Annotated in this window: 13 protein-coding genes; 4 read left to right on the top strand and 9 right to left on the bottom strand. The window is 62.0% G+C overall.

All coding sequences use genetic code 11. From position 1 onward, the window contains the following. Positions 1-24 precede the first annotated feature (24 nt). On the top strand, positions 25-12,510 hold the full coding sequence (locus J2Y39_RS07385; RefSeq protein WP_310216342.1) for a filamentous haemagglutinin family protein: 12,486 nt from the start codon (positions 25-27) through the stop codon (positions 12,508-12,510). Between the two features lie 56 nt (positions 12,511-12,566). On the opposite strand, the gene J2Y39_RS07380 is transcribed toward J2Y39_RS07385, so the two are convergent. The 9 genes from J2Y39_RS07380 to J2Y39_RS07340 form a co-directional block, all read right to left on the bottom strand. Further along, positions 12,567-12,788: a type II toxin-antitoxin system RelE/ParE family toxin gene (locus tag J2Y39_RS07380; RefSeq protein WP_252878180.1), complete on the bottom strand. Its 222-nt coding sequence runs from the start codon at positions 12,786-12,788 to the stop codon at positions 12,567-12,569. 37 nt (positions 12,789-12,825) lie between these two features. Continuing rightward, a complete protein-coding gene (locus J2Y39_RS07375) occupies positions 12,826-13,020 on the bottom strand; it encodes a hypothetical protein (RefSeq protein WP_056789559.1) in 195 nt (64 codons plus the stop codon). A gap of 230 nt (positions 13,021-13,250) precedes the next feature. Then, the gene (locus tag J2Y39_RS07370) at positions 13,251-13,469 is read right to left on the bottom strand and encodes a hypothetical protein (RefSeq protein ID WP_056789562.1); all 219 of its coding nucleotides are present in this window, start codon (positions 13,467-13,469) and stop codon (positions 13,251-13,253) included. 108 nt (positions 13,470-13,577) lie between these two features. Continuing rightward, positions 13,578-15,257: an MFS transporter gene (locus tag J2Y39_RS07365; protein WP_310216337.1), complete on the bottom strand. Its 1,680-nt coding sequence runs from the start codon at positions 15,255-15,257 to the stop codon at positions 13,578-13,580. A gap of 178 nt (positions 15,258-15,435) precedes the next feature. Beyond that, positions 15,436-16,203 (bottom strand): phosphonate ABC transporter, permease protein PhnE, encoded by a 768-nt coding sequence (gene phnE, locus J2Y39_RS07360; protein WP_095180157.1) that lies wholly within the window; start codon positions 16,201-16,203, stop codon positions 15,436-15,438. Beyond that, positions 16,200-17,027 carry an ABC transporter permease gene (locus tag J2Y39_RS07355; protein WP_024013147.1) on the bottom strand — a complete coding sequence of 276 codons (828 nt, stop codon included), beginning with the start codon at positions 17,025-17,027 and terminating at the stop codon, positions 16,200-16,202. The genes phnE and J2Y39_RS07355 overlap by 4 nt, the downstream gene beginning before the upstream one ends. Then, the gene (locus tag J2Y39_RS07350; protein WP_310216332.1) at positions 17,021-17,818 is read right to left on the bottom strand and encodes an ATP-binding cassette domain-containing protein; all 798 of its coding nucleotides are present in this window, start codon (positions 17,816-17,818) and stop codon (positions 17,021-17,023) included. Before J2Y39_RS07350 ends, J2Y39_RS07355 begins: the two co-directional genes overlap by 7 nt. Beyond that, a complete protein-coding gene (locus J2Y39_RS07345) occupies positions 17,815-18,678 on the bottom strand; it encodes a putative selenate ABC transporter substrate-binding protein (protein WP_041480134.1) in 864 nt (287 codons plus the stop codon). Before J2Y39_RS07345 ends, J2Y39_RS07350 begins: the two co-directional genes overlap by 4 nt. Before the next feature lie 157 nt (positions 18,679-18,835). Then, complete coding sequence (locus J2Y39_RS07340) at positions 18,836-19,234, bottom strand: RidA family protein (RefSeq protein WP_310216329.1); 399 nt, start codon at positions 19,232-19,234, stop codon at positions 18,836-18,838. Between the two features lie 113 nt (positions 19,235-19,347). On the opposite strand from J2Y39_RS07340, the gene J2Y39_RS07335 reads away from it, so the two are divergent. From J2Y39_RS07335 to J2Y39_RS07325, 3 genes are all read left to right on the top strand, one after another. Then, a complete protein-coding gene (locus J2Y39_RS07335) occupies positions 19,348-20,241 on the top strand; it encodes a LysR family transcriptional regulator (RefSeq protein ID WP_150635121.1) in 894 nt (297 codons plus the stop codon). Between the two features lie 118 nt (positions 20,242-20,359). Further along, on the top strand, positions 20,360-21,520 hold the full coding sequence (locus J2Y39_RS07330; RefSeq protein WP_056789581.1) for a radical SAM protein: 1,161 nt from the start codon (positions 20,360-20,362) through the stop codon (positions 21,518-21,520). A gap of 115 nt (positions 21,521-21,635) precedes the next feature. Then, complete coding sequence (locus tag J2Y39_RS07325) at positions 21,636-22,646, top strand: GlxA family transcriptional regulator (RefSeq protein WP_191636952.1); 1,011 nt, start codon at positions 21,636-21,638, stop codon at positions 22,644-22,646. Positions 22,647-22,748 lie beyond the last annotated feature (102 nt).

The raw sequence follows: 22,748 nt of genomic DNA, 5'->3' as shown, positions 1-22,748 counted from the left end.
TGCCACCCAAAAGGACCTGTAGTGATGCTTGCTCGCACCTCCCGTCACAGTAACCGTATCCGGCCGATCAAACGTGGCGCGGGCGATCCCGCACAGTGGCTGCTCAAGCCATTGGCGCAAGCTGTCGCCTTGTGTCTGGTGGCGGGCAGTGCCGAGGCGGCGACAGCGTTCAGTTCCACCTGGTTTGCCGCGAAGGGCGCGGCGCAGCAGGCTTCGGCGTCGCGTCCGGGTGGGAGCGGTCTGCCGGGGATGACCCCACCGCTGGCACAGCAGCAACGGGCCAGCCAGCAGTTGCAGCGCTCTTTGCAGACACTCAATAACACCGTTGCAGCGATTGCCGCTCAGCAGGCCGCACAAGCCGCTGGACGTGCCGCCGCATTGGGCAGTGTGCAAGTGGTTCCGGACGGATTGGGCGAGGGCGGCCTGAAGGTCGATAACAGCCTGAGCCAGGGCTGGATGAATGCCAAAGGCCCGCAACAAACCCAGGCCGACGGCAAGACCACGGTGAAGATCGAGCAGACCGCCGACAAGGCGATTCTCAATTGGGAAACGTTCAACGTCGGCCGCAATACCACAGTGGAATTTGCCCAGCAGGCCAACTGGGCGGTGCTCAATCGCGTCAACGATCCGAGCGCACGGGCCAGCCAGATTCAGGGGCAGATCAAAGCGGACGGCACGGTGATGCTGATCAACCGCAACGGCATCGTCTTCAGCGGTGGCAGCCAGGTCAATGTGCGAAATCTGGTAGCGGCAGCCGCGAACATGACCGATGCACAATTTCGCGATCGGGGTCTGTATTTCGACAGCACCGGCAGTCAGCCAACCTTTACCGACGCTGCTGGCAAAGTCCTGGTGGAGCGTGGCGCAGCCATACAAACGCATCAACCTGCGCTCTCCACCGACGCCGGCGGCTATACCTTGCTGCTTGGCCAGGACGTGCAGAACGACGGCTCGATCAGTACGGCCAAAGGTCAGACGGTGCTGGGTGCGGGGGACCGTTTCTATATCCGCAAGGGCTCGGGCACCGACGGCAATGGCTATTCAACCACCTTCGGCAGTGAGGTCATTCCCGGTTTCAAGTCTGACAGCTCGGGCAAAGTCAGCAACACCGGCCTGATCCAGGCATCCACCGGCGACATCACCCTGACCGGCCGCGATGTTGTGCAAAACGGTGTGCTGCTGGCGAGCACTTCGGTGGCGACGCGCGGCACCGTGCATTTGCTCAATCCGGCCAGCGATGCCCAAGGCCGTGTGACCCTGGGCGAAAATGGCGTCAGTGCGATTCTGCTCGACAGCAGTGATCTCACCGCCCTGGACAGCCAGCGCGAGGCGGCGCTGACCGGCGTCAATGCCAACAACCGGATCCGCAGCGATCAGTCTCGCATCGACATCGGCAGCGGCGGCACCGTCGAATTCAAAAGCGGCTCGATCACCCTTGCCACCGGTGGGCAGGTGGCGGTTGCCGCCGGACAGCGCAGTCTATTGCGCGAGGGGGCGGTGATCGACGTGTCCGGCGCCCTCGGCGTCAAAGTGGCGATGGCAAACAACAACATCAAGATCAACGTCCAGGGCAACGAGCAGCGTGATGCGCCGGTCAATCGCGAGAACGGCGCGCTCAACAGTAACGACATCTGGGTCGATGTCCGTGAGCTGGTATTCGTGCCGGCGGGCACCAACGGTTACGCCACCGACCGCTGGTACACCGCCGGTGGGTTGTTGGAGGTCGGCGGATACCTCGGCACTCAGGGCCATGGCGTTGGTGAATGGATGGCGCAGGGCGGTGAGGTGCGGTTTTCCGGAAAGGACGTGATCAGCGAAAAAGGTTCGCTGATCAATGTGTCCGGCGGCACGCTTGATGTGCAGGGCGGCGAGATTCGCCAGAGCTGGCTGCGCGGTGCGGACGGGCGGTTATACGAAGTGTCGCGTGCGCCGGGCGATATTCTCTACAACGGTCTTTACAAAGGTTACGAAAGTCACAGCGAGCGCTGGGGCCAGACGGATTATTTCTATAGCCCGCTGATCGCGCCGACGCGTCGCCAGGAGGCGGGGTACACCGTTGGCCGGGATGCCGGCCAGTTGGTGATCGCCACGGGCAACGCCGTGCTGGATGGCCAGCTGTTGGGTGAGGTGTTTCAGGGCGAACGGCAAATCCAGGCACCGCGGGCAGGTCTGGACGGCTATGCCCAGACCCAGACCGCCCGGGCGCGGCGAGGGCAGTTGGTGGTTGGCAGTTACGATGCTGCTTATGTCGCTGCCAGTGCCGGCCTGCTCTATCAACTCGACCCGTTGCTCGATCAGGTGCAAGTGGGGGGCGCGCATGCCAGCGTAGCGAACGCAGGGCTGACCGATGCGGTCGCGGCAGAACGCGCAGGCAAACTGTTCCTCGATGCCGGGCTGCTCAATGGTTTCGCGCTGGGCGCGCTGAAGATTTCGGCGAAAAACACGATTGAAGTCAATGAAGGCGTGACGGTGGATCACGGTGGCAACATCACCCTGTTCAGCCCTGACGTGCAGGTCAATGCCGATCTGATTGCGCAAGGCGGCAGCCTGCAATTGGGCAACGTTTTGAACCAGCTCGCCACCGATCGGCGTGATGACACCAGTCTCCAGGTTTCAGCAGGCAAGCAAGCGCGAGTGACGGTTGCGCAGGGTGTGCAGCTGCAGACACGCGGTCTGTGGCGCAACCTGTCGAGTAACCCGGACGACGCGGGCGGCCTGGCGTACCTCAATGGCGGGACGGTGTCGATCCGCAGTACCGGCGACATTCTGCTGGCCAGTGGCAGTCTGGTCGATGTTTCGTCGGGCGGTGCGGTATTGGCCAACGGCAAGACGCGTGGCGGCAAGGGTGGCGACGTGACGCTTGAATCCAGCGCCAACAGTGCGCCAGGCCAGTCGCGCATGGTGCTCGATGGCGAGGTGCAGGGCTATGGCGTGAACGGCGGCGGCACCTTGACCGTGCAGGCCAGCAAGGTGCGGATCGGCGCTTCCGGCGAAGTGTCCGAAGAACAGACCCTGCGCCTGACGCCGGAGCTGTTCCGCACGGGGTTCAGCGCCTACAACATCATCGGTCTGAAGGGGCTGGAGGTCGCCGCGCAAAGCGCGATCGATGTGCAGATGCCGGTCTATCGATTTGGCGAATCCGCCTCGACCATTGTGTCCGGTATGTCGCCGCGCGCTGCGCTGGAGCTATGGACGCCCGCGTTATTTCAGGAAGACCCGCTCAAGGGCGTCTTGACGCAAAGGGCCGGCGCTTCTGTCGCATTGCAGGCGGGCGCGACGCTTGCTGGCTTGATTGATCCCGCCAGCAGTCCGTTGTCGATTGGCGAAGGCTCACGGATCAGTGTCGATCCCGGCCAGCGCATCGGTTTGCGCGGGGCAGGCCAGATCACGCTTGATGGTGAACTCAACGCCTGGGGCGGTATTGTCGATATCCGTCAACAGCAGTTCGGCGCGATTGATGTGGCGACGTCCTTGCAAGAGGCCGATCCGACCCCGCACAACCGTTCGATCTGGATCGGTGAACATGCCTTGATCGATGTCGCCGGTCGGGCAGCGACCGCTGTCGATGCGCTGGGCCGCGTCTACGGCCAAGTTGGCAAGGGTGGCTCGATCATTGTCGGTGGCGAGATTGATGTGAAGAAAATCACGGCGACCGCTGCCGATGCTTACGTCATCATCCGCCAAGGTGCGCGACTGGAAGCGTCCGGTGCGCAAGCCGTGCTCGATAGCGGTGGGCAAGGCCCCGCTCGTGTGGCCACCGATGGCGGACGGATCACCCTGAGTTCCTACAATGGTCTGTTCATCGAGGGCAGTCTGCAGGCCAATGCTGGCGGTGCAGGTGCGGCGGGCGGGCGTCTGGAGATCGCTCTGGATACACCGGCGTACGGTCCCGCGAACTTGAGCAATGCGGTGCGCGTGCCACGTGAAATGATCATTGCCCAAGGGCCAGCGCCGGCACTGCCGCAGCCGCTGCGAGCGGGTGAGGCTTCGCCACTTTTACGCTACGGGCGTGCACGCTTGAGTGCCGATCAACTGATGAGCGGTGGCTTCGGCAGCGTGAGTCTGCTGAGCAACGGTCTGATGACGTTCGACGGCGATGTCGACCTGCATATGGGGCAGGGCCTGAGCCTGTTCGCCGGTTCTCTTTCATTGGCCGAGTCGGCGAGTGACAGCGCCCGGGTCAACCTCAGCGCACCTTACCTGCGCCTGTCAGGGCTGGGCACCTATTTGAGCTCGGAAGTCAAAGTGCGTCCGCGGGTGATGAGCAATCCGGCAGCGCAGTTGTCCGGCGCGCAATTCACCGCCAGCGCGAACCTGCTGGACGTGGGCAACTCGCTTTCATTCGGCACCGAAGGGACTCTTGTGCAATCGGCCGCACCGGCGCTGGCGGTCAGCCGCCGTGGCTTTGGTCTGGTCACGCTCGACAGCCAGGGCGACTTGCGCTTCCTCGCGCCAACCGATGAACAGCAGCGCAGCCGTCTGTGGACTGCGGGTGACATGCACATGCGGGCTGCGCAGATCTACCCGGCCAGTGGCGTCTCGGCTGAGGTGCGAGTGGGCTATCAGAGTATGGCCGGATCGGTGCCGGAGCATACGTTGCGTATCGGCAATCACGGGGCGGCGCCGACCGCTTTGCCTCACTCGGTGTTCGGCAGCCTGACACTCAGTGCGGGACAGATCGAGCAGGGCGGCGTCATTCGTGCGCCTTTGGGGCTGATATCCCTGGGTGATGACGTCATTGTCAAAACCCGTGAACTTCACCTTCTGCCGGGCAGCGTGACTTCAGTCAGCGCCGCCGGACTGGTCATGCCCTATGGAGGAACCACCGACGGTATCGACTATCGGTACAACGGTAAGTCGGTGATGTTGAATGGCATTGCCGGAGCGACCTCCGGGGTCATCCTTGATGCGCAATACACCAATGTGCAGGCCGGGGCGGTGATCGACCTTTCGGGCGGCGGCGATTTGCGCGGTGCCGGTTTTGTCTCCGGACGAGGTGGCTCCACCGACGCGCGTTTCAATCCGCTGGTACGCAATGCCACCGATGGCACCTTCAGTTTGCCGGGGCTGGCCAACAACCCCGTGTATGCAATCGTGGCCGGTGACCAGAGCCGCTATGCGCCGATGCTGGCCGAGGCCGGCGCGGTCGACCCGCGTATCGGCCAGCAGATCACCCTCGGGACCGGCGTTGCCGGACTGGCACCCGGCACCTACACCTTGTTGCCATCGACCTTTGCCTTGTTACCGGGCGCCTTCCGGGTCGAAATCAATGGTCAAGCGATTGCGGGGCCGATGGACAGTGCGTTGAAGTTGCGCAATGGCTCGTGGACCACGGCCGGACAGCTGTCGATTGCCAACACCGGTATCCGCGACAGTTTGCCCAGCCAGGTCATCGTGACGTCTGCCGATGTGCTGCGGCGCTATTCACAGTACAACGAAACCGGGTTCAGCCAATTTGTGCTCAACGATGCTGCCCGCCGCGGTCTGCCGCGCGCCCGCACACCGCTGGACGGCAACACGCTGCACCTGCGCATGGTCAGTGGCGGCGAGCACGACTCAGCCCTGGATTTCAACGGGCAGGTGCTGTTCAAACCTGCCAGCGGCGGAGTCATTGGTACGGCGGTCGTTCAGGGCGGTTATACCGGCGCAGAGTTTGAAATTCTCGGTGCCGGGCATACGCGAACGCCAGGGTTCGACGGTGTATCGCTGTACGCCGACACCCTCCACCGCTTGAATGCCGGACGCTTGACCATCGGTGGCACCCCAACCGTGTATTACGGTTCGGAGGGCGGCTCGATCAAGGTGATCGGCAATACCTCGGCGATTCGTCTGCGCGAAGGCGCGATCCTCTCGGCGCCAGAGGTTGTGCTGAGCAGTAACAGCGCCAATGGCGGCATCACCATCGATGCGGGAGCGGGGGTCAATACCTTGGGGCGAGGTAACGTCCCGTATGATGCCGCAGCCGGTTTCGTCTACGAACCGGGGCGTTCCAGCCTGCTGGTGGTGTCCAACGGCTGGACGCCGGTGCTTGCGCCCTCCGATGGCGGGGGCGGGAGCATTCGTATCGGCAACTGTCCGACGGCCGATTGCACCGCTGCGGCGTTGCTGTACTCCAACGGCAGCATCATCGCCGCCACTGACAAAGACTTCGAACTGGGCGAAAGCGTGCGCTTTGGCACTCGCCAACTCGGGCTTTCGGTCGGTGTGGTCAATGCCGGCAGTCCGCAAGCACTGGCCGCAGCCAGCGGCCGCACACCCGCGGGCCTGACGCTTAACCAGAACGTGCTGGATCGCCTGTTGCAGGGCGACACGCAATCTGGCGCCCCCGCGCTGGAAACCCTGAGTCTGGTGGCCCGCGATGCGTTCAACTTTTTCGGCAGCGTGACCCTCGACACCATTGATCCGCAGACCGGCCAGAGCCGTTTGCAGAATCTGGTGTTGGGTAGCCCGGCTATCTACGGCTCGGGCGCTGCCACCGATGTCGCGACGATCCGCACCCGCAATCTGATCTGGAACGGGGCGACTCAGGCCCCGGGTACGGTGGTCAACGACGGCGCCGGCAACGGGCACGGCACGCTGGATATTCAGGCGCAGCGGATCGAATTGGGTTATGGCCCGAACCCGCAGCCCAATGGCCTGGATCGCAATAACCGACTGGCCCTGGGATTTGCCAACGTCAACTTCAACGCCAGCGAGCGCATCACCGCCAACCACAAGGGCAGTCTGGCGGTGTACGAATCCCAAGGAGCTTATGACGCGGTCAAGGGGTTCAGCTACAGCGGCGGCAATCTCAATCTGCGCACGCCATTGCTGACCGGCGAGGCCGCCTCGGTCAGTGAACTCAAGGCGGGCAACAACCTGACTCTGAGTGGTAGCGCCACAACGGCTGCCGCGGATGCCCTCGGTGCGCAACTGAGCCTGACGGCACGCAGTGTTGTGCTCGACAGTCGCATCGTCCTCGCCAGCGGCAAGCTGCTGGTCAATGCCGAGGATGATCTGCTGCTTGGCAGCGGCGCGCAGGTGGACATGGCGGGCCGGGTTCTGCCGTTCAATGATGTGCAGAAATACAGCTGGGGCGGCGACGTGTCGTTGCAGAGCAACAACGGCAATATTCGTCAGTTGGCGGGCTCGCGAATCGATCTGTCCGCCGTCAACAATCAGGCCGGGCAATTGAACGTTGTGGCCTTGGCCACTGACGCTGGACAGGTTGATCTGCAAGGGCAGATTGTCGGCAGCAGCAGTGGCTATTACGACGCGGGCGGTACGTGGGTGCCGTACAAGGCCGGTGGCGTGGACATTCGCGCCCAGCGCCTGGCGGGTGATTTGAGCGAGGCCTTTGCCAGCCTTAACCTGCGCTTGAATGCCGGCGGGGTAGTGGGCAGTCGAAGCTTCCAGTTCAAGCAGGGCAATCTGCGTATCGGTAACGAACTCAAAGCGGGCCAAGTCAATGTCTCGGTGGACAACGGCAACCTGACCGTGGACGGGGTGATCGATGCCAGTGGTGAACGGGTCGGCAGCATTCGCCTTGCCGGCAAAAACGGTTTGAACCTGACAGGCAACGCGCTGCTCGATGCCCATGGCCGCGTACTGCGCGTCGACAGCTACGGCAAAATCATCGACGCACCGAACCGCGCCATGGTTGAACTCAATTCAGGTGACGGCGTGCTGACGCTGGCCGCTGGTGTACGGATTGATCTGCGTCACGGCACCGATGCCGTGCCTGGAAACCAGGCGGGACAACGCGATGACGTGTTGCGTGGGACGCTGGAGCTGAATGCACCGCGTCTGGGCGGCGGTGACATTGCGGTGGATGCCAGCGGTACGTTGAGTATCCAAGGTGCCCGCTCCATCGGGCTGAATGCCGTGCGAAGTTACAGTGATGCTGCCGATGGCACCGATCCGGCGGCCAGCGGTCGCCCGTATCAAGTGATCGATCAAGCCTACCTGGATCGCATTCACTCAGACAGCAGCGGCTTTATCGATGCGGCGCTGGGTAACAGTGATCTGCTACAACGCAAACTGGCCGGCCTCAACAATGCGACCTATGCCGATGCGTTTCATCTGCGCCCGGGGGTGGAAATCGTCAGCAAAACCGCTGACGGCGATCTGGTAGTGCAGGGCGATCTCGACTTGTCCGGCTACCGTTACGCCAGCCTCAACCCGCACACTCGCCGGACCTCGGTGTATGGCAGCGGGGAAGCGGGCAGCCTGTTGATCCGTGCCGGTGGCAACCTCGATATCTACGGCAGCATCAACGACGGTTTCGCACCGCCGCCGGAAACCGTGGACGACGCCGGCTGGAAACTGTTGCCGGGGATACAGCCTTTCGGCGGTGACCTGATCGTACCGGGCAGTGGTGTCAGCCTTGCCGAAGGGACGCTCTTTCCGGTTGGCGCCACCTTGAATTACGACCTGCCGATTCAAGCCGCCACACTGGCCGCGGGCACGGTGTTGCCGGTTCAGAGCACTTTGGCCGCACCTTACGTGTTACAGGGTGGAACGGTGCTGGCCGGCGATGTGCATGACGCGGCGGGTAACCTGATGTATGCCGCCGGTACGTTGCTCGACAACGCTGTGACCCTGCCGGCCGGCAGTCGTTTGGGTGCAGGTATTCGCTTGAACAACGCCACCGCACTGCAGGCCCTGCTCTGGCCCAAAGGCGTGCCGCTGCCGGGTGCGGTTGATGCCGACAATAAAACGGTGGGTGTCGTGTTGAACGGAACGTTGGCGCTGTTGCGGGGTTCGCTGATCCCCTCCATGACCAACGTGAAGCTCGCCGATGGCACGGTATTCCTCGACCTGCGTCCTGCCAATGGAAACCAGCAAGGTCGAAACTGGGCGATCGCCAGCATGCTGCCGGCGGGCAGTGCGTCGTGGTCGATGCGCATGGTGGCAGGGGCCGATCTGACCGCGGCCGACAGCCGTAGCGTGAAACCTCAGGCCAGCGTTGGCAACTTGCAGATGGCCGACACTCACTATGGTGTGAGCATGATCGAGGTGGCCGGCAAACTGGTCTGGGCGGTGGATAACGAGTATGGCTTTACACCGTACGAACCGGTTCCCGAGGAATACCTTGTGCTCTGTGATATCGCTCCCGGTTCTTGCGCGCCCATGGCGCGCAGTGTGTGGGCGCCTGGCAACTGGATGGGCATGCCGGATTACACACCGATGAACGATGACGAATTGTTCTGGTGCTCCATCGACCCGGCACTGTGCATTGAAAACAATCCGAGCAAGAGCGCCCAGGCCCACACGCAGATGTTCAGCGTTTTGCGTACTGGCACCGGCGACCTGGATTTGATGGCGGCCGGTAACCTCAGCATGGCCTCACCTTTCGGCGTCTACACCGCCGGCACCCAATCGGCAGACGTCGACGCGCGTTATAACCAGCCCCGCGGAAGGCTGTCGGCTGATGGCTCGGTATTGGGCAGCGTTGGCAGCGATTACGAAAAATGGGTCGATGGCGGCAGTGCCAACCTCTATCAGGCCTGGTATCCGCAGATGGGCGGTAACCTGACGATCAATGCCGGCGGGTCTGTGTCGGGTGATGTGCTTGGCCGTCGCTCGGTCGCCACGGGCGACGGTACGCGGGAGCAGGTGCCCAGTGTGGCGGTGGGCAATTGGCTCTGGCGCCAGGGCACCGGCAACAACGATGTACCGACTGCCTGGTGGATCAATTTCGGCAGCTACGCTGCGCAGCCATTGCCAGCGCTGGGCGAGGAAACCAGACCTTATCTGGTGGGCTTTACCGGGTTCGGTACGCTGGGCGGCGGCAACATCAGTCTGAGCGCCGGCGGGGATGCTGGCATGCTCAAGACCATGGGCGACGACAGGTATGCGTCGTACCCTCGCAGTCAGGGGTTGATCGTGGCTGTCGGCAGTACGGGCCGCGTGGACAGTGACGGGAACTTGCAACTGACCGGTGGCGGAGACCTGGATATTCGTCTGGGCGGTGTCCTTAATCCGTCTCTGCAGGCACGTGCCGGCCTCGCGGGTACCGGCACGCCGACGCACGACTTGCAGGGCGCGCTCATCAACCTGCGCGGTGCGGCGCAACTGACGGGCGCCGCGTTGGGCGGTATCAATCTGCAGTACGGCGCCTCGGCGCTGTTTCATGACCCACGGGAAACGCGCGCCTTCGACCCGTTCAACTCGACGGCCAGTAATGCCAGTGGTGGGCTGGTGCTGATTCCCGGTGACTCCGGCATGCGCCTCAACACCCGCGGCGATCTGGTGTTGGGTGGCGCCGCCGACCCGGGCCGCGTGAGGTTGCAGAACTCCACACCGTTTACCACAGCGGATGGCATTTACCATGCCGGTGGCGGTTTGAGTGGTTTCTCGCTGTGGACCGATCACACGGCCATCGATTTGTTCTCGGCCGGCGGCAACCTGACGCCCAGCACCCAGTTGATGGAAACCACCGGGCAGGACCCCGTCGCCGGGCTTAACGGGTCACCGACCGATGACCGCTTCGTCTTTCCTTCGATATTGCGTGCCGTGGCCGGCCAGGGCTCGATTTATGCGGGACCATCAGCGGCCTACGGCATAGGCAACCCCGCGCCGGCTCTGGCCTGGTCATTGCTGTTGGCACCTTCCAGCGCGGGGCAGCTTGAACTGATCGCTGGGGATTCGATCTATGCCGGCGGCTACGCCATCAACCAGTCAGGGGCCAGCCCGGCGGCGCTCGCCACACCGTTTGCACCCGCGTTCAATGGCTACGGCAACAACCAGTCCGCTCGGCCGATCACGACCAACGCCGGCAGCGATGGTGTGCTGGCGCAAACCAATTCGCGCTATCCACTGTTTGCCTTTGGTCCCGATAGCTACTCGGGGTTGAGCAGTGTTCAGGGGCCGGCGCGCTTCTATGCACTGACCGGTGACCTGGTAGGAATTCGCACGGGCGAAACGCTGGCGTTCGCGACCACGAAGCGCACCTGGTATGAATCGGCAGGCCCGGTGTGGATGGTGGCGGGGCGTGACATCGTGGCGTCCGGTACCAATTTGGGGCAACCCACGTTTGCGCCCGTTGGGGGCATGAGTCGAAATAACGAACAGATCGCGTCTACCGGCAATCTGTTCGTGCATAACGATGCGCGCGACATTTCGCGGATTTCGGCCGGGCGAGACATTCTCTACAGCAGCTTCGACATTGCCGGCCCGGGTGTTCTGGACGTCAATGCCGGGCGCAATATCCTGATGGAAGATCGCGCCAGCATCACCAGCCTCGGTCCTGTCGTGGCAGGCGATCAGCGCCCCGGTGCGAGCATCGTGATGCAAGCGGGTGCGGGCGCGCAGGGGCCGGATTACTCACGGTTCATTGCGCGTTATCTGAACCCGCAAAACGCAGCGGATTCAGCGGTGGCCCTCAGCGCGCAGCCGGGCAAAGTGGTCAAGACCTACGTCGAAGAACTGCGGAGCTGGCTGAGCCTGGGTTATGGCTTCAAGGGTAGCGACGAACAGGCGCAAGCCTTCTTCGCCGCACTGCCGAGTACCGAACAGGCGATCTTCGCCCGCCAGGTGTACTTCGCCGAACTGCGTGCCGGCGGCCTGGAATACACCGATGCCGATGGCCCACGCACTGGCAGTTACCTGCGCGGTCGCAACGCCATTGCGGCGCTGTTCCCGACCACTGATGTCGCCGGCAATCCGATTCGCTACGACGGCGATATCACGATGTACGGCGGCGCCGGGGTCAAGACGCTGTTTGGCGGCGATATCCAGATGCTCACGCCGGGCGGTGGTCAGGTGTTCGGCATCGAAGGCGCGGCGCCGCCGTCGACGGCAGGGATCATCACCCAAGGCTCGGGCGACATTCAGCTGTACTCCCAAGGCAGCATTCTGCTCGGCCAGAGCCGGATCATGACCACGTTCGGCGGCTCGATTCTCGGCTGGTCCGCCGAGGGCGACATCAACGCCGGTCGCGGCTCGAAAACCACCGTGGTCTACACGCCGCCAAAACGTGTCTACGACATCTGGGGCAACGTCACGCTGTCGCCGTCGGTGCCGAGTACCGGCGCCGGTATCGCCACACTCAACCCGATCGCCGAAGTGGCACCGGGCAACATCGACCTGATCGCGCCACTGGGCACCATCGATGCCGGCGAGGCGGGGATTCGCGTGTCAGGCAACGTCAACATCGCCGCGCTGACGGTGGTCAACGCCGCGAACATTTCGGTGCAGGGCAAAGCGACCGGCGTGCCGGTGGTGTCAGCGGTGAATACCGGCGCGATCACCTCGGCCAGTTCGGCGGCATCCTCCGCTACGCAAGCGGCGGAAGACGTCGCCCGGCAGCAACAGGCAGCGGCGCGGCAGAACCAGGCCTCGGTGTTCACTGTGCAGGTGCTCAGTTTCGGCAACGAGCAACTGGCACCAACGCGCGATGGTGCCAGTCGCGCGCCAGCGACGGGTTATAACCCGGACAGCCCGGTGCAGGTGCTCGGTGCCGGGGCGCTGGATGAACAGGCGAAGCAGCAGCTGACCGAGGAAGAGCGTGGGCAGCTGACGTTGTAAAAGACTCTCGTGCAGTACGTTTGGGCGGCCGGTTGGCCGCCTTTTTTTATGAATGGTTATGGATATTTTTTACGGGCGTGCAACACGGTCAGAATTTTGATGTGGTCTGTCACCTGATAGACCAGTAAATAATTCGAGTTGATGACCATTTCGCGAGTGCCCGGTATTCGGCCGGAGCGGAAACCATGCGGTATCCAGGAAAGCCTTCGCGCTGCGGCGCTGAGCCTTTGGTGCAGTGCAACTGAAGCGACAGTGTTGCGTTGTTCTACGTATTCGATGATGTCAGCCAGGTCTCCAAGAGCCGGTTTACTCCAGCTAACCGGCAGCGCGTCGATTCTTGCGTCTCTCTTCCAGCATCTGACCTAGCAGCACCATTGCCTCATCGTGGGGGATAGGCGGACGTGGATCATCAAGTGCGGCTTGTACCTTGGCGCGATACCAAAGATCGTAATCCGCAGCCTCTTCTTCGGTTTCGAAGTCTGAAACGATAAGTGAAAGTTCAGCGCTCATCATGACCTCCATGATCAATGTGAAGCAGTCTAAGGGGATGTGGGCTCGTTGTCGTCACTGGCGGGACGAGGGAGGCATCATCCGCAAACAGACGATGCAAATCTGTCAGACGCTTCGCTTGTGATGCACGTGAAGTCGATCAGCTGTGTAGTTCAATTCTGTAGGAAATCAGCTTTTGGTCATCGGGCTGACAGCCGCCGCTCAAAGCTGCGGCCACAGCCACGCTGCACTCAGTTACCGTCTGCAACCTTACGCTCGATCTCATCGACTTTGCGCTGCAGCTCTTCAGCTTCCTGCTCTTTGACCCGAGTGGAAGACGGCGTGATGATTTTGTCCACGCCTTCGGTTTTGCCGTCGCGGTCCTGCAGATCGCGCTCGACCACGTTCACCGGTTTGCCGCTGGCATCGGTGGGTGGGGCGTTGGGAGTTTTGTCGTCGTTGGGGTTCATGGCGCTGGCCTCCTGTGGGTGTACACATTGGAGACAGCGCGGCGGCAGACGTTCGAAATTTTTCAGCGGTGAGGCCCTCTCCCGCAGGAGAGGGCACTGCGGCTTTTTTCAGTCCTTGAGAATGTCGCGATCCTTGGTTTCCGGCAGGAAGAACGTGCCGAGTATTGCCGTCGCCACTGCAATGACGATCGGGTACCAGAGCCCGTAGTAGATGTCACCGGTGGCGGCGACCATGGCGAACGCCACGGTCGGCAGGAAGCCGCCGAACCAGCCGTTGCCGATGTGGTAGGGCAGCGACATCGAGGTGTAGCGGATGCGCGTCGGGAACAGCTCGACCAGCCACGCGGCTATCGGGCCGTAGACCATGGTCACGTAGATCACCAGCACGGTGAGCAGGAGCAGCATCATCGGGTAATTGATTTTCGCCGGGTCGGCTTTTTCCGGGTAACCGGCTTCCTTCAACGCCGCGCCGAGGTTGGCGGTGAAGGCGTCGTTGCGGGCCTTGAAGTCGGCGGCGGGGAGGGCGCTGCCTTCGAAACTCTCGACGACGCGGTCACCGATGCGCACCTGCGCCACCGTGTTCGGTTCGGCGGCAACGTTCTCATAAGGGATCGCGCGTTTCGCCAGCAAGGTTTTCGCCAAGTCACAGGAACTGGTGAATCTGGCCTTGCCCACCGGATCGAACTGGAACGAGCACTGCTCGGGGCTGGCGATCACCTTGACTGGGTTTTTCTCCTGAGCGACGAACACGTCCGGATTGCCGTACTGGGTCAGCGCAGTAAAGATCGGGAAGTAAGTCAGCGCCGCGAGAATGCACCCGGCCATGATGATCGGTTTGCGCCCGATGCGATCGGACAGGCTGCCGAAAATCACGAAGAACGGTGTGCCGATCAGTAGCGATCCGGCGATCAGCAGGTTGGCGGTTTGCGCGTCGATCTTCAATGTTTGCAACAGGAAGAACAGCGCATAGAACTGCCCGGTGTACCAGACCACTGCTTGCCCGGCCGTGCCGCCCAGCAGCGACATGATCACCACTTTGAGGTTGTCCCAGCGTGCAAAGGATTCAGTCAGCGGCGCTTTCGAGGCCTTGCCTTCGTCCTTCATTTTCTGGAATACCGGCGACTCGCTCAGTTGCAGGCGGATGTACACCGACACGGCCAGCAGAATGATCGACAGCAGAAACGGAATCCGCCAGCCCCAAGCCTCGAACGCCTCGTTACCCAGCGCCGTGCGACAGGCGAGAATCACCAGCAGCGACATGAACAGCCCGAGGGTGGCGGTGGTTTGAATCCACGAAGTGAAAAAGCCACGGCGGTTGCGTGGCGCGTGCTCGGCGACGTAGGTCGCCGCGCCGCCGTATTCACCACCCAGCGCCAGGCCTTGCAGCAGACGCAGGGTGATCAGAATCACCGGGGCAGCGACGCCGATGGTGGCGTAGCCGGGCAGCAAACCGACGATTGCTGTGGACACGCCCATGATCACGATGGTGATCAGAAACGTGTGCTTGCGCCCGATCATGTCACCCAGGCGCCCGAAGACGATGGCGCCGAACGGCCGCACCGCAAACCCGGCGGCGAAGGCCAGCAGGGCAAAGATGAATGCGGTGGTTTCGTTGACGCCGGCGAAGAAGTGTTTGGCGATGATCGCCGCCAGCGAGCCGTAGAGGTAAAAGTCGTACCACTCGAAAACCGTGCCCAGCGAGGAAGCGAAGATGACCTTGCGCTCCTCCTTCGTGATACCGCCGCTGCGGGGCGGTGTGCCGGTGGATGCTGTGTCGATTGTGGCCATGGGTGTTCTCCGTCGTGCTTATTGTTGTAGGCCGGAGTCCCCCGTTACTGCCTGTCGCACTCTGGCCCGTTGGCATCTGCCGCCGTTGCTCTAGCGTGAAGCTTGCACAGTCTGACCGCCTCGCAGGGCTGCAAGGTTTCCTGAAGCATAATCAGCTTTTGCCAGATATCCACTCGGCCTACGCTTTGACCCAACGCTGCCGGCTCCAGGCGCTCAACCAATCGACCAGAAACACCAGCAACAGCATCGCCAGAATCACCGTACTGGCCTGGGCTTCCTGGAACAGACTCAAGCTGACATACAGCATCTGCCCCAGGCCGCCGGCGCCGACGAAACCCAGCACGCTGGCCATGCGGATGTTGTTTTCCCAGCGATACAGGCAGTAGGCGAGCAGTTGCGGGGCGAGGTTCGGCAGGGTGCCGTAGCAGAACGCGAGGATCGGATTGCCGCCCTGCAAACGGATCGCCTCGGCCGGTTGTGGCGGAGTGTTTTCCAATGCTTCGGCAAATAGCCGACCGAGCACCCCAGTGGTGTGCAGGGCAAGGGCGAGGGTGCCGGCGTTCGGTCCGAGACCGGCGGCGAGCACCATCAGCGCCGCCCAGACCAGCTCCGGAATCGCCCGCAAGCCGTTGAGCAGCAGACGCGCCGCGCTTTGCAGCGGCCAGCCGAAACGCCCGGCAGCGGGCAGCGCGAGGACGATGCCGAACAGCGCCGCAAGCAGGGTGCCGAGGGCCGACATGGCCAGTGTTTCCAGTGAGCCGTGAGCGATGGCTTTCAGATACCCGGCGCTCAAGTCGGGACTGAGGAAACGCTGCACATAACTGCCCATCTGCTTGAGGCTGTTGGCGCTGCCGAGTTCGGCAAGATCCAGTTCCAGATAAGCGAAGGAAGCGAACACCGCAAATGCGATCACGACGATCAGCAGCAGGTTGATCAAGCGCCTCATGTCAGCCTCCAGCGCAGCAAGCGGCTGAGTTGATCAGCGCACAGCACCAGGAGCAGGAACGTCAGCAACATGCTGGCGACTTCACCGCCGGCAAACATGCGGATCGACAGGTCGATCTGTTGCCCCAGCCCACCGGCACCAACAAAGCCCATCACCACTGAGGCACGGATCGCGCACTCCCAGCGATACACCGTGTACGAGAGCAGTTCGGCGGCGACATTCGGCAGCGTGCCGTAGGCAAACGCCGCCAGTCGACCGCTGCCGGCCTGCAACAATGCGTGCGCCGGGCGCTGGTCGGTGGATTCGAAAATCTCCGCGTAGACCTTGCCGAGCATACCGCTGTAGGTGATGGCGATGGCCAACACGCCCGCCGCCGGGCCGAGGCCAACGGCCCGCACAAACAGCAGCGCCCAGACGATCTCCGGCACGCTGCGCAAAAAGATCAGCAAGCCGCGTACCGGCCAGCGCAGCAAGCGCCCGGGCAGGCTCGGCACGCCGCCCCGGGACGCCGCCGAGAGCGACAGCGCGCGACTGGCGATCAGGCTTGCCGGCACCGCCAGCAGCAACGCCAGGGCCATGCCCGCCGTGGCAATCGCCAGGGTTTGCAGGGTGGCTTTGAGCAGCAGTTGCAGGAACGCCTGATCGTGCGCCGGCGGCCAGAATGCCGAAACAAAACGGCCCATTTCGTTCTGACTATCGGCCTGAAACAGCACGCCCAAGTCCAGTTCGCTGAGCTGAATGCCCGGCCACAGCAAAGCCAGCGCCAGCAGCGTCAGCAACAATCGCGGCCACGCCGCCGGGTCCCGTGAATCGGCTTTCAGCATCGCGGAATCTGCACAATCAAAGGCGCGACCGCCGGCGCAGGCGATTGCAGCTGTTCATTGGCGTACAGCGCATCGAGCTTGTCGCGGCTGACTTCAGCAGAAGGGCAATCGAAAAGAATCCGCCCGTCGCGCAAACCGATGATCCGTGGAAAGTGCGCCAGCGCCAGGTCCACCGCGTGCAGGCTCGCCACCAGCGTGACGTTGTGCTCACGGGCGTGGCGCGACAGGATCGACAGCGTGTGGCCGGCAAGCACCGGGTCCATCGCTGACACTGGCTCGTCGGCGAGCAATATTTCCGGCGCCTGATACAGCACTCGCGCAATGCCGACGCGCTGCAATTGCCCGCCGGACAACTGCTGGCAATGGGCGAACAGTTTGTCGCCCAGATCCAGCCGCGCCAACGCCGCGCGAGCGCCCGCCACATCCAGTGGATGCAGCAGGTTCAGCAGACTTTTGCCCAGACTCCACTGACCGAGCTTGCCGGCCAGCACCGCCGTAATGACCCGCTGACGCGGCGGAATCGGCGGCGCCTGATGCACCAGGCCGATGCGCGCACGCAGGCGCTGCCGCTGGTGCGCCGACAAGTGCCAGGCGCGTTCGCCAAGCACTTCGATGTCGCCACTGCTGGGCTTGAGCGCGGTGGCCAGCAGATTGAGCAGGCTCGACTTGCCAGCGCCGGACGGGCCGATGATGGCGACCTGTTCGCCAGCGCCAATCTGCACGTCGATGATACGAAGGGCATCGACGCCATTGGCATGGCGCAGGCTGCCCTGGGTGAGGCGTAGGGTCATTTCAGCAGTTCGGCGGCGCGGGCGGCTTCCTCGATGCCCTTGTAGTTCTCGGGCTTGGTCTCGATGAAGCGACTGGCGGCCTGCAGATCGAGGATCTTCTTCTGCTCAGGATTGGCCGGGTCGAGGTCGAGGAAGGCTTGCTTGATCTTCGCGGCCAGCTTCGGATCAAGGGTGCCGCGCACGGTCCAGTTGTAATCGAAGTAGGTCGGCGTGGTGGCGAAGACTTTGACCTTGTTGGTGTCGACCTTGCCGGCGTCGACCAGTTTCTGCCAGACGCTGGCGTTCAATACACCAGCGTCGACCTTGCCGGCCTGCACCCAGGCAACGGTGGCGTCATGCGCGCCGGAGTAGGCGACACGGCTGAAATAGCCTTCAGGCTTGATGCCGTCGTTCTTCAGCATGAAGTAACGCGGCATCAGACTGCCCGAGGTGGACGACACCGAACCGAAGGCGAAGGTCTTGCCCTTCAGGTCGGCGAGGCTTTTCACGTTCGGGTCGGCGGTGATGAATTTGCTGGTGAACTGCGCATCCTGTTCGCGCTGCACCAGCGGGATCACTGGTGTAGTGGCGTCGGTCTTCAAACGAGCCTGCACAAAAGTGAAACCGCCGAGCCAGGCCATGTCGAGGCGATCGGTGGCCAGCGCTTCAACCACCGCCGGGTAGTCGGCGACAGGCACAAACTGCACCTTCATGCCCAACTGCTGCTCAAGATAGGCACCCAGCGGTTCGAACTTGCGCAGCAGCTCGGTCGGGGCTTCGTCGGGAATCGCGCTGACGCGCAGGACATCAGCGGCTTGCGTCATCAGGGCAGAAAAGGACAGCGCCAGACCGGCGGTGAGGGCGAGGGTACGCTTGAACATAGAATTCTCCGTTTCGTAAGCGTCAACATTCGAAGGGCAGCCGCTACCGGGCGGCGCGCCACGTCAGGGTAGACGAAACGGCGAGGTTATACGCATTCGCGAGGAGATTGGCCAGCCTCCGTGCCGGCGCGGTGTGTCTGTTTGTGTACGGTTGTGGTCAAGCCGCCTCGGGCAGTTTGGCAATCACCTTGATCTCGAAATCGAAACCCGCCAGCCAGGTCACGCCGACAGCGGTGATGGTCGGAAACGGCGCTTCGCCCCAAAACTCCGGCACCACAGTCCAGATCGTTTCGAACGTCGAGTGCGGATCGACCATGAACACGGTGACATCCACCGCATCATCGAAGCTGCAACCGGCCGCAGCGAGGATCGCGTTGAGGTTGTGGAAGGCGGTGCGCACCTGATCGCGCAGATAGGCCTCGGGCGAGCCATCCTCACGGCTGCCGACTTGTCCGGAGACAAACAGGAAACCGTTGGAGCGAATCGCCGGCGAGTAACGGTGACGTTCATACAGGGCGTGGCGGGCGGGTGGGAACACTACATCGCGCTTGGACATGGGGCTGACTCCATCAGTGGTTGATGGAGTGACTTTAGGTATTTGCAGCTGCTGGATAAACGCGCAAGCTTGGCGTTCACTGTTTGCAAATTCCAAACAATCGAGGGGCGCGGATGGACCGGTTCGATGCGATGCAGGCCTTTGCCCGGGTGGTCGAGGCGGGCAGTTTCACCAAAGCTGCCGAAACCCTGCACATGAGCAAGACCACGGTGACGCAACTGGTGCAGCAGCTGGAGGCGCGGCTGCGGGTCAAGCTGCTCAATCGCACTACGCGCAAGGTCAACGTCACCGCCGATGGTGCGGCGTATTACGAGCGGGTGATCAAGTTGCTGGCCGACATGGACGACGCCGAAACCAGCCTGCCCGGTGCCGCCGCACGGCCACGGGGGCGCTTGCGCATCGACGTGCCGAGCCCGTTCGCGCGGCATATTCTGGTCCCAGCCTTGCCGGATTTTCACGCGCGCTACCCGGACATCCAGATCGACATGGGCGTCAGCGACCGCATCGTCGACATCATCGATGAGAACGTCGATTGCGTGGTGCGCGGCGGCGAATTGCTCGATCAATCGCTGATGGCGCGCAAGCTCGCCGATCTGCCCTTGGGGGTATTTGCCGCGCCGGCTTATCTGGCTCGCGAAGGTACGCCCGACCATCCACGCGAACTGGAAGACTCCCATCATCGGGTGGTCGCGTTTCTTTGGGCTCGCACTGGTAAACCTCTTCCGTACACGTTGCACAACGGCACCGAGCGCTTGCAGATCAAGGGCCGGCATGTGCTTGCGGTAGATGACGGCAATGCCTATCTGGCGGCGGGACTGGCGGGCATGGGGGTGTTGTGGTTGCCGACGTATATGGCCGATGCGCATGTCGCGCGCGGCGAGCTCGTGCCGTTGTTTGAGGGCTGGCGCCTGGAAAGCATGCCGCTTTACGTCGCGTATCCGCCGAACCGGCATGTCAGTTTGAAATTGCGGGTGTTTATCGACTGGATTGTGGCGTTAATGGCGTAGGGTTCTGGTGCGCTTATTGCTTTACGTGAAGGCAGGTCGTCAGAAAAACAACCAACCCGGCGACCCGAACGTGCTCGTGATGAGAGGCGCACGTTCGACCCAAGGAGCTATGCGCGTAATGAATATGTACATCGATATCGTCGGCGCCTGCAATCTGAGCTGCCCGTCATGCCCGATGGGTAATTCGGAAAATGCCAATTTCAAGAAAGCCATGCAGCTCGATATGTTCACGCAGATTGTCGATAAGGCACGTCGTGAAGGGGTCAAGGCGATCTTCTTGTACAACTGGACCGAGCCGTTGATTCACCCGCGCATTGGTGAGTTCGTCGAAATCATCAACGCAGCTGGCTTGCAAAGCGGCATCAGCTCCAACCTTAACCTGGCCAAGAACATTGAAAGCGCGATGCTCGCCAATCCCTGGTTCTTCCGTGTCTCCCTGTCCGGGTTCCACCAGGATACCTACCGCCAAGGGCATGTCGGCGGCGACATCGAAGTGGTCAAGCAGAACATGATCAAGCTGCATGACCTCAAGCAGCGTCACGGCCTGAATACGCTTATCGAGGTCTATTACCATCGCTATCTGGATAACCTCGAAGAAGAGGGGCTGATGCGCCAGTTCAGCGAGCGCCTGGGTTTCAATTTCTCCACCGGCTACTCGGTGATGATGCCGCTGGAAAAAACCTTCGCTATCGTCGAAGACGATGCCTCGGTCACCGACACGGACCGGGAAACCCTCAAGCGCCTGGCGTTGCCACCGTATGCAGACCTGGTCAATCTGGTCAAGCAATACCCCAAACAGGCGTGCACCCTGAAAGATGATTGGCTGGTACTCGATTGCAATGGCAATACCGTGCTGTGCTGCACGATTTTCAATCAGGCGGAATACAGCGTCGGCAAGTATCTGGACATGCCGGTGCAGGAATTGATGAGTCGCAAATCCACGCAAAAGAACTGCGTGGACTTGTGCAACCGCTGCGCGAAGAACGGTCTGCACATCTACTCTGCATCGCCCAACAAGGGGCCGCTGGAAAGTCATGCGGTCAATCGCATCATCGACTTTCAACGACGCACGATTCTCGAACAGCCGATCGATAGCGAACGTCTGGGCCGTACAGGTGAAGTCAGCGCCGAGCACTTCGATGAGGAGCAATATTTGCGCCTCAATGCCGACGTAAAGACTGCAATCGCCACAGGCGCCTTCTCCAGTGGCTATCAACACTACGTCCTGTTTGGGCGCCTCGAAGGGCGGCTCGGGGCGGGGTTGAATACGATCGTTTGAGATACCCGGGGCGACGGCCATGGGTTGTTTGAAGGTGTGGCCTGATGACGTGATTGACTCTTTACCGGTTCCGGCCAACTATCGGCGCACAACAATGTGACCGATGGATTGAAACTTGACCGAACGACGCCAATTCAGCGGAGGCATGAAGGGGAAAAACCTCCGCTATCTGAATGAGCAAAGCGATAACGCGCAGTTGACGCGCACCGGTTTTCTGCTGCTCGAACACTTTTCGCTACCGGCCTTTACGCAGACGCTGGACGCCGTGGTGACTACCAATCTGTTGCGCCCGGGGCTGTTTACCTCGCGCACCTTCGGGCTGGGTGAGGGCGAGGTCATCAGCGACCTGGGGCTGGTGATCCGCCCCGATGCGCGTCTGGACTCAGCAGCGCTCGAGGAATTGGATCTGCTGGTGGTCTGCGGCGGTTATCGCACTGAACTGCGAGCGAGCGATGGGTTTGTGCACTTGCTCAAACTCGCGGCGGAGCGGGGCGTCAGTCTGGCCGGGTTGTGGAACGGTTCGTGGTTTCTCGGGCGTGCCGGGTTGCTCGACGGCTACCGTTGCGCGATTCACCCGGAACATCGCCCCGCGTTGACGGAAATTGCCAAGGCTACGCACGTCAGCAGCGAGCCTTATGTGATCGACCGCGACCGTCTCACCGCGTCGAGCCCATCGGGGGCTTTCCACATGGCGCTGGACTGGATCAAAAGCCTGCACGGCAAGGCGCTGGTCGAGGGTGTCGAGGACATTCTGGCGTTTGAGGAATCGCGCTACCGGCGGATCAAACCGGATGAAAACATCTGCGTCAGCGCGCCGTTGCGGGAAGTGATCAAGCTGATGGACGCCAACCTCGAAGAACCGTTGGAGCTGGAACAACTGGCGGTCTACGCCGGCCGCTCGCGGCGCCAGCTCGAGCGCTTGTTCAAGGAACAACTGGGCACCACGCCGCAGCGCTATTACCTGGAACTGCGCATCACCGAAGCACGGCGCCTGCTGCAACACACCGAGCTGTCGCAGGTGGAAGTGCTGGTGGCGTGTGGTTTCGTTTCACCGAGCCATTTCAGCAAGTGCTACAGCTCGTATTTTGGTTATCGGCCTTCGAAGGAAAAACGGCTGGTTAAATAGATCGACCGGTGCAATCCCCAAAAACCCTCACCCCAGCCCTCTCCCAGAGGGAGAGGGAGCCGACCGAGGTATCTTGCGCTGTACATCGACCTGAAAGATGGA

Source organism: Pseudomonas sp. 2957 (assembly GCF_031456345.1).
In the GTDB taxonomy this organism is placed as follows: domain Bacteria; phylum Pseudomonadota; class Gammaproteobacteria; order Pseudomonadales; family Pseudomonadaceae; genus Aquipseudomonas; species Aquipseudomonas siliginis.
Note: the sequence above shows the minus strand (reverse complement) of the source record. Positions and strands in the feature narration are given on the sequence as shown.

Bases quoted from the DNA above. Each gene is read 5' to 3' on its own strand.
- J2Y39_RS07385 (WP_310216342.1), top strand. From the start codon at position 25: ATGCTTGCTCGCACCTCCCGTCACAGTAACCGTATCCGGCCGATCAAA.
- J2Y39_RS07375 (WP_056789559.1), bottom strand. From the start codon at position 13,020: ATGAGCGCTGAACTTTCACTTATCGTTTCAGACTTCGAAACCGAAGAA.
- J2Y39_RS07370 (WP_056789562.1), bottom strand. From the start codon at position 13,469: ATGAACCCCAACGACGACAAAACTCCCAACGCCCCACCCACCGATGCC.
- J2Y39_RS07365 (WP_310216337.1), bottom strand. From the start codon at position 15,257: ATGGCCACAATCGACACAGCATCCACCGGCACACCGCCCCGCAGCGGC.
- phnE (WP_095180157.1), bottom strand. From the start codon at position 16,203: ATGAGGCGCTTGATCAACCTGCTGCTGATCGTCGTGATCGCATTTGCG.
- J2Y39_RS07355 (WP_024013147.1), bottom strand. From the start codon at position 17,027: ATGCTGAAAGCCGATTCACGGGACCCGGCGGCGTGGCCGCGATTGTTG.
- J2Y39_RS07350 (WP_310216332.1), bottom strand. From the start codon at position 17,818: ATGACCCTACGCCTCACCCAGGGCAGCCTGCGCCATGCCAATGGCGTC.
- J2Y39_RS07345 (WP_041480134.1), bottom strand. From the start codon at position 18,678: ATGTTCAAGCGTACCCTCGCCCTCACCGCCGGTCTGGCGCTGTCCTTT.
- J2Y39_RS07340 (WP_310216329.1), bottom strand. From the start codon at position 19,234: ATGTCCAAGCGCGATGTAGTGTTCCCACCCGCCCGCCACGCCCTGTAT.
- J2Y39_RS07335 (WP_150635121.1), top strand. From the start codon at position 19,348: ATGGACCGGTTCGATGCGATGCAGGCCTTTGCCCGGGTGGTCGAGGCG.
- J2Y39_RS07330 (WP_056789581.1), top strand. From the start codon at position 20,360: ATGAATATGTACATCGATATCGTCGGCGCCTGCAATCTGAGCTGCCCG.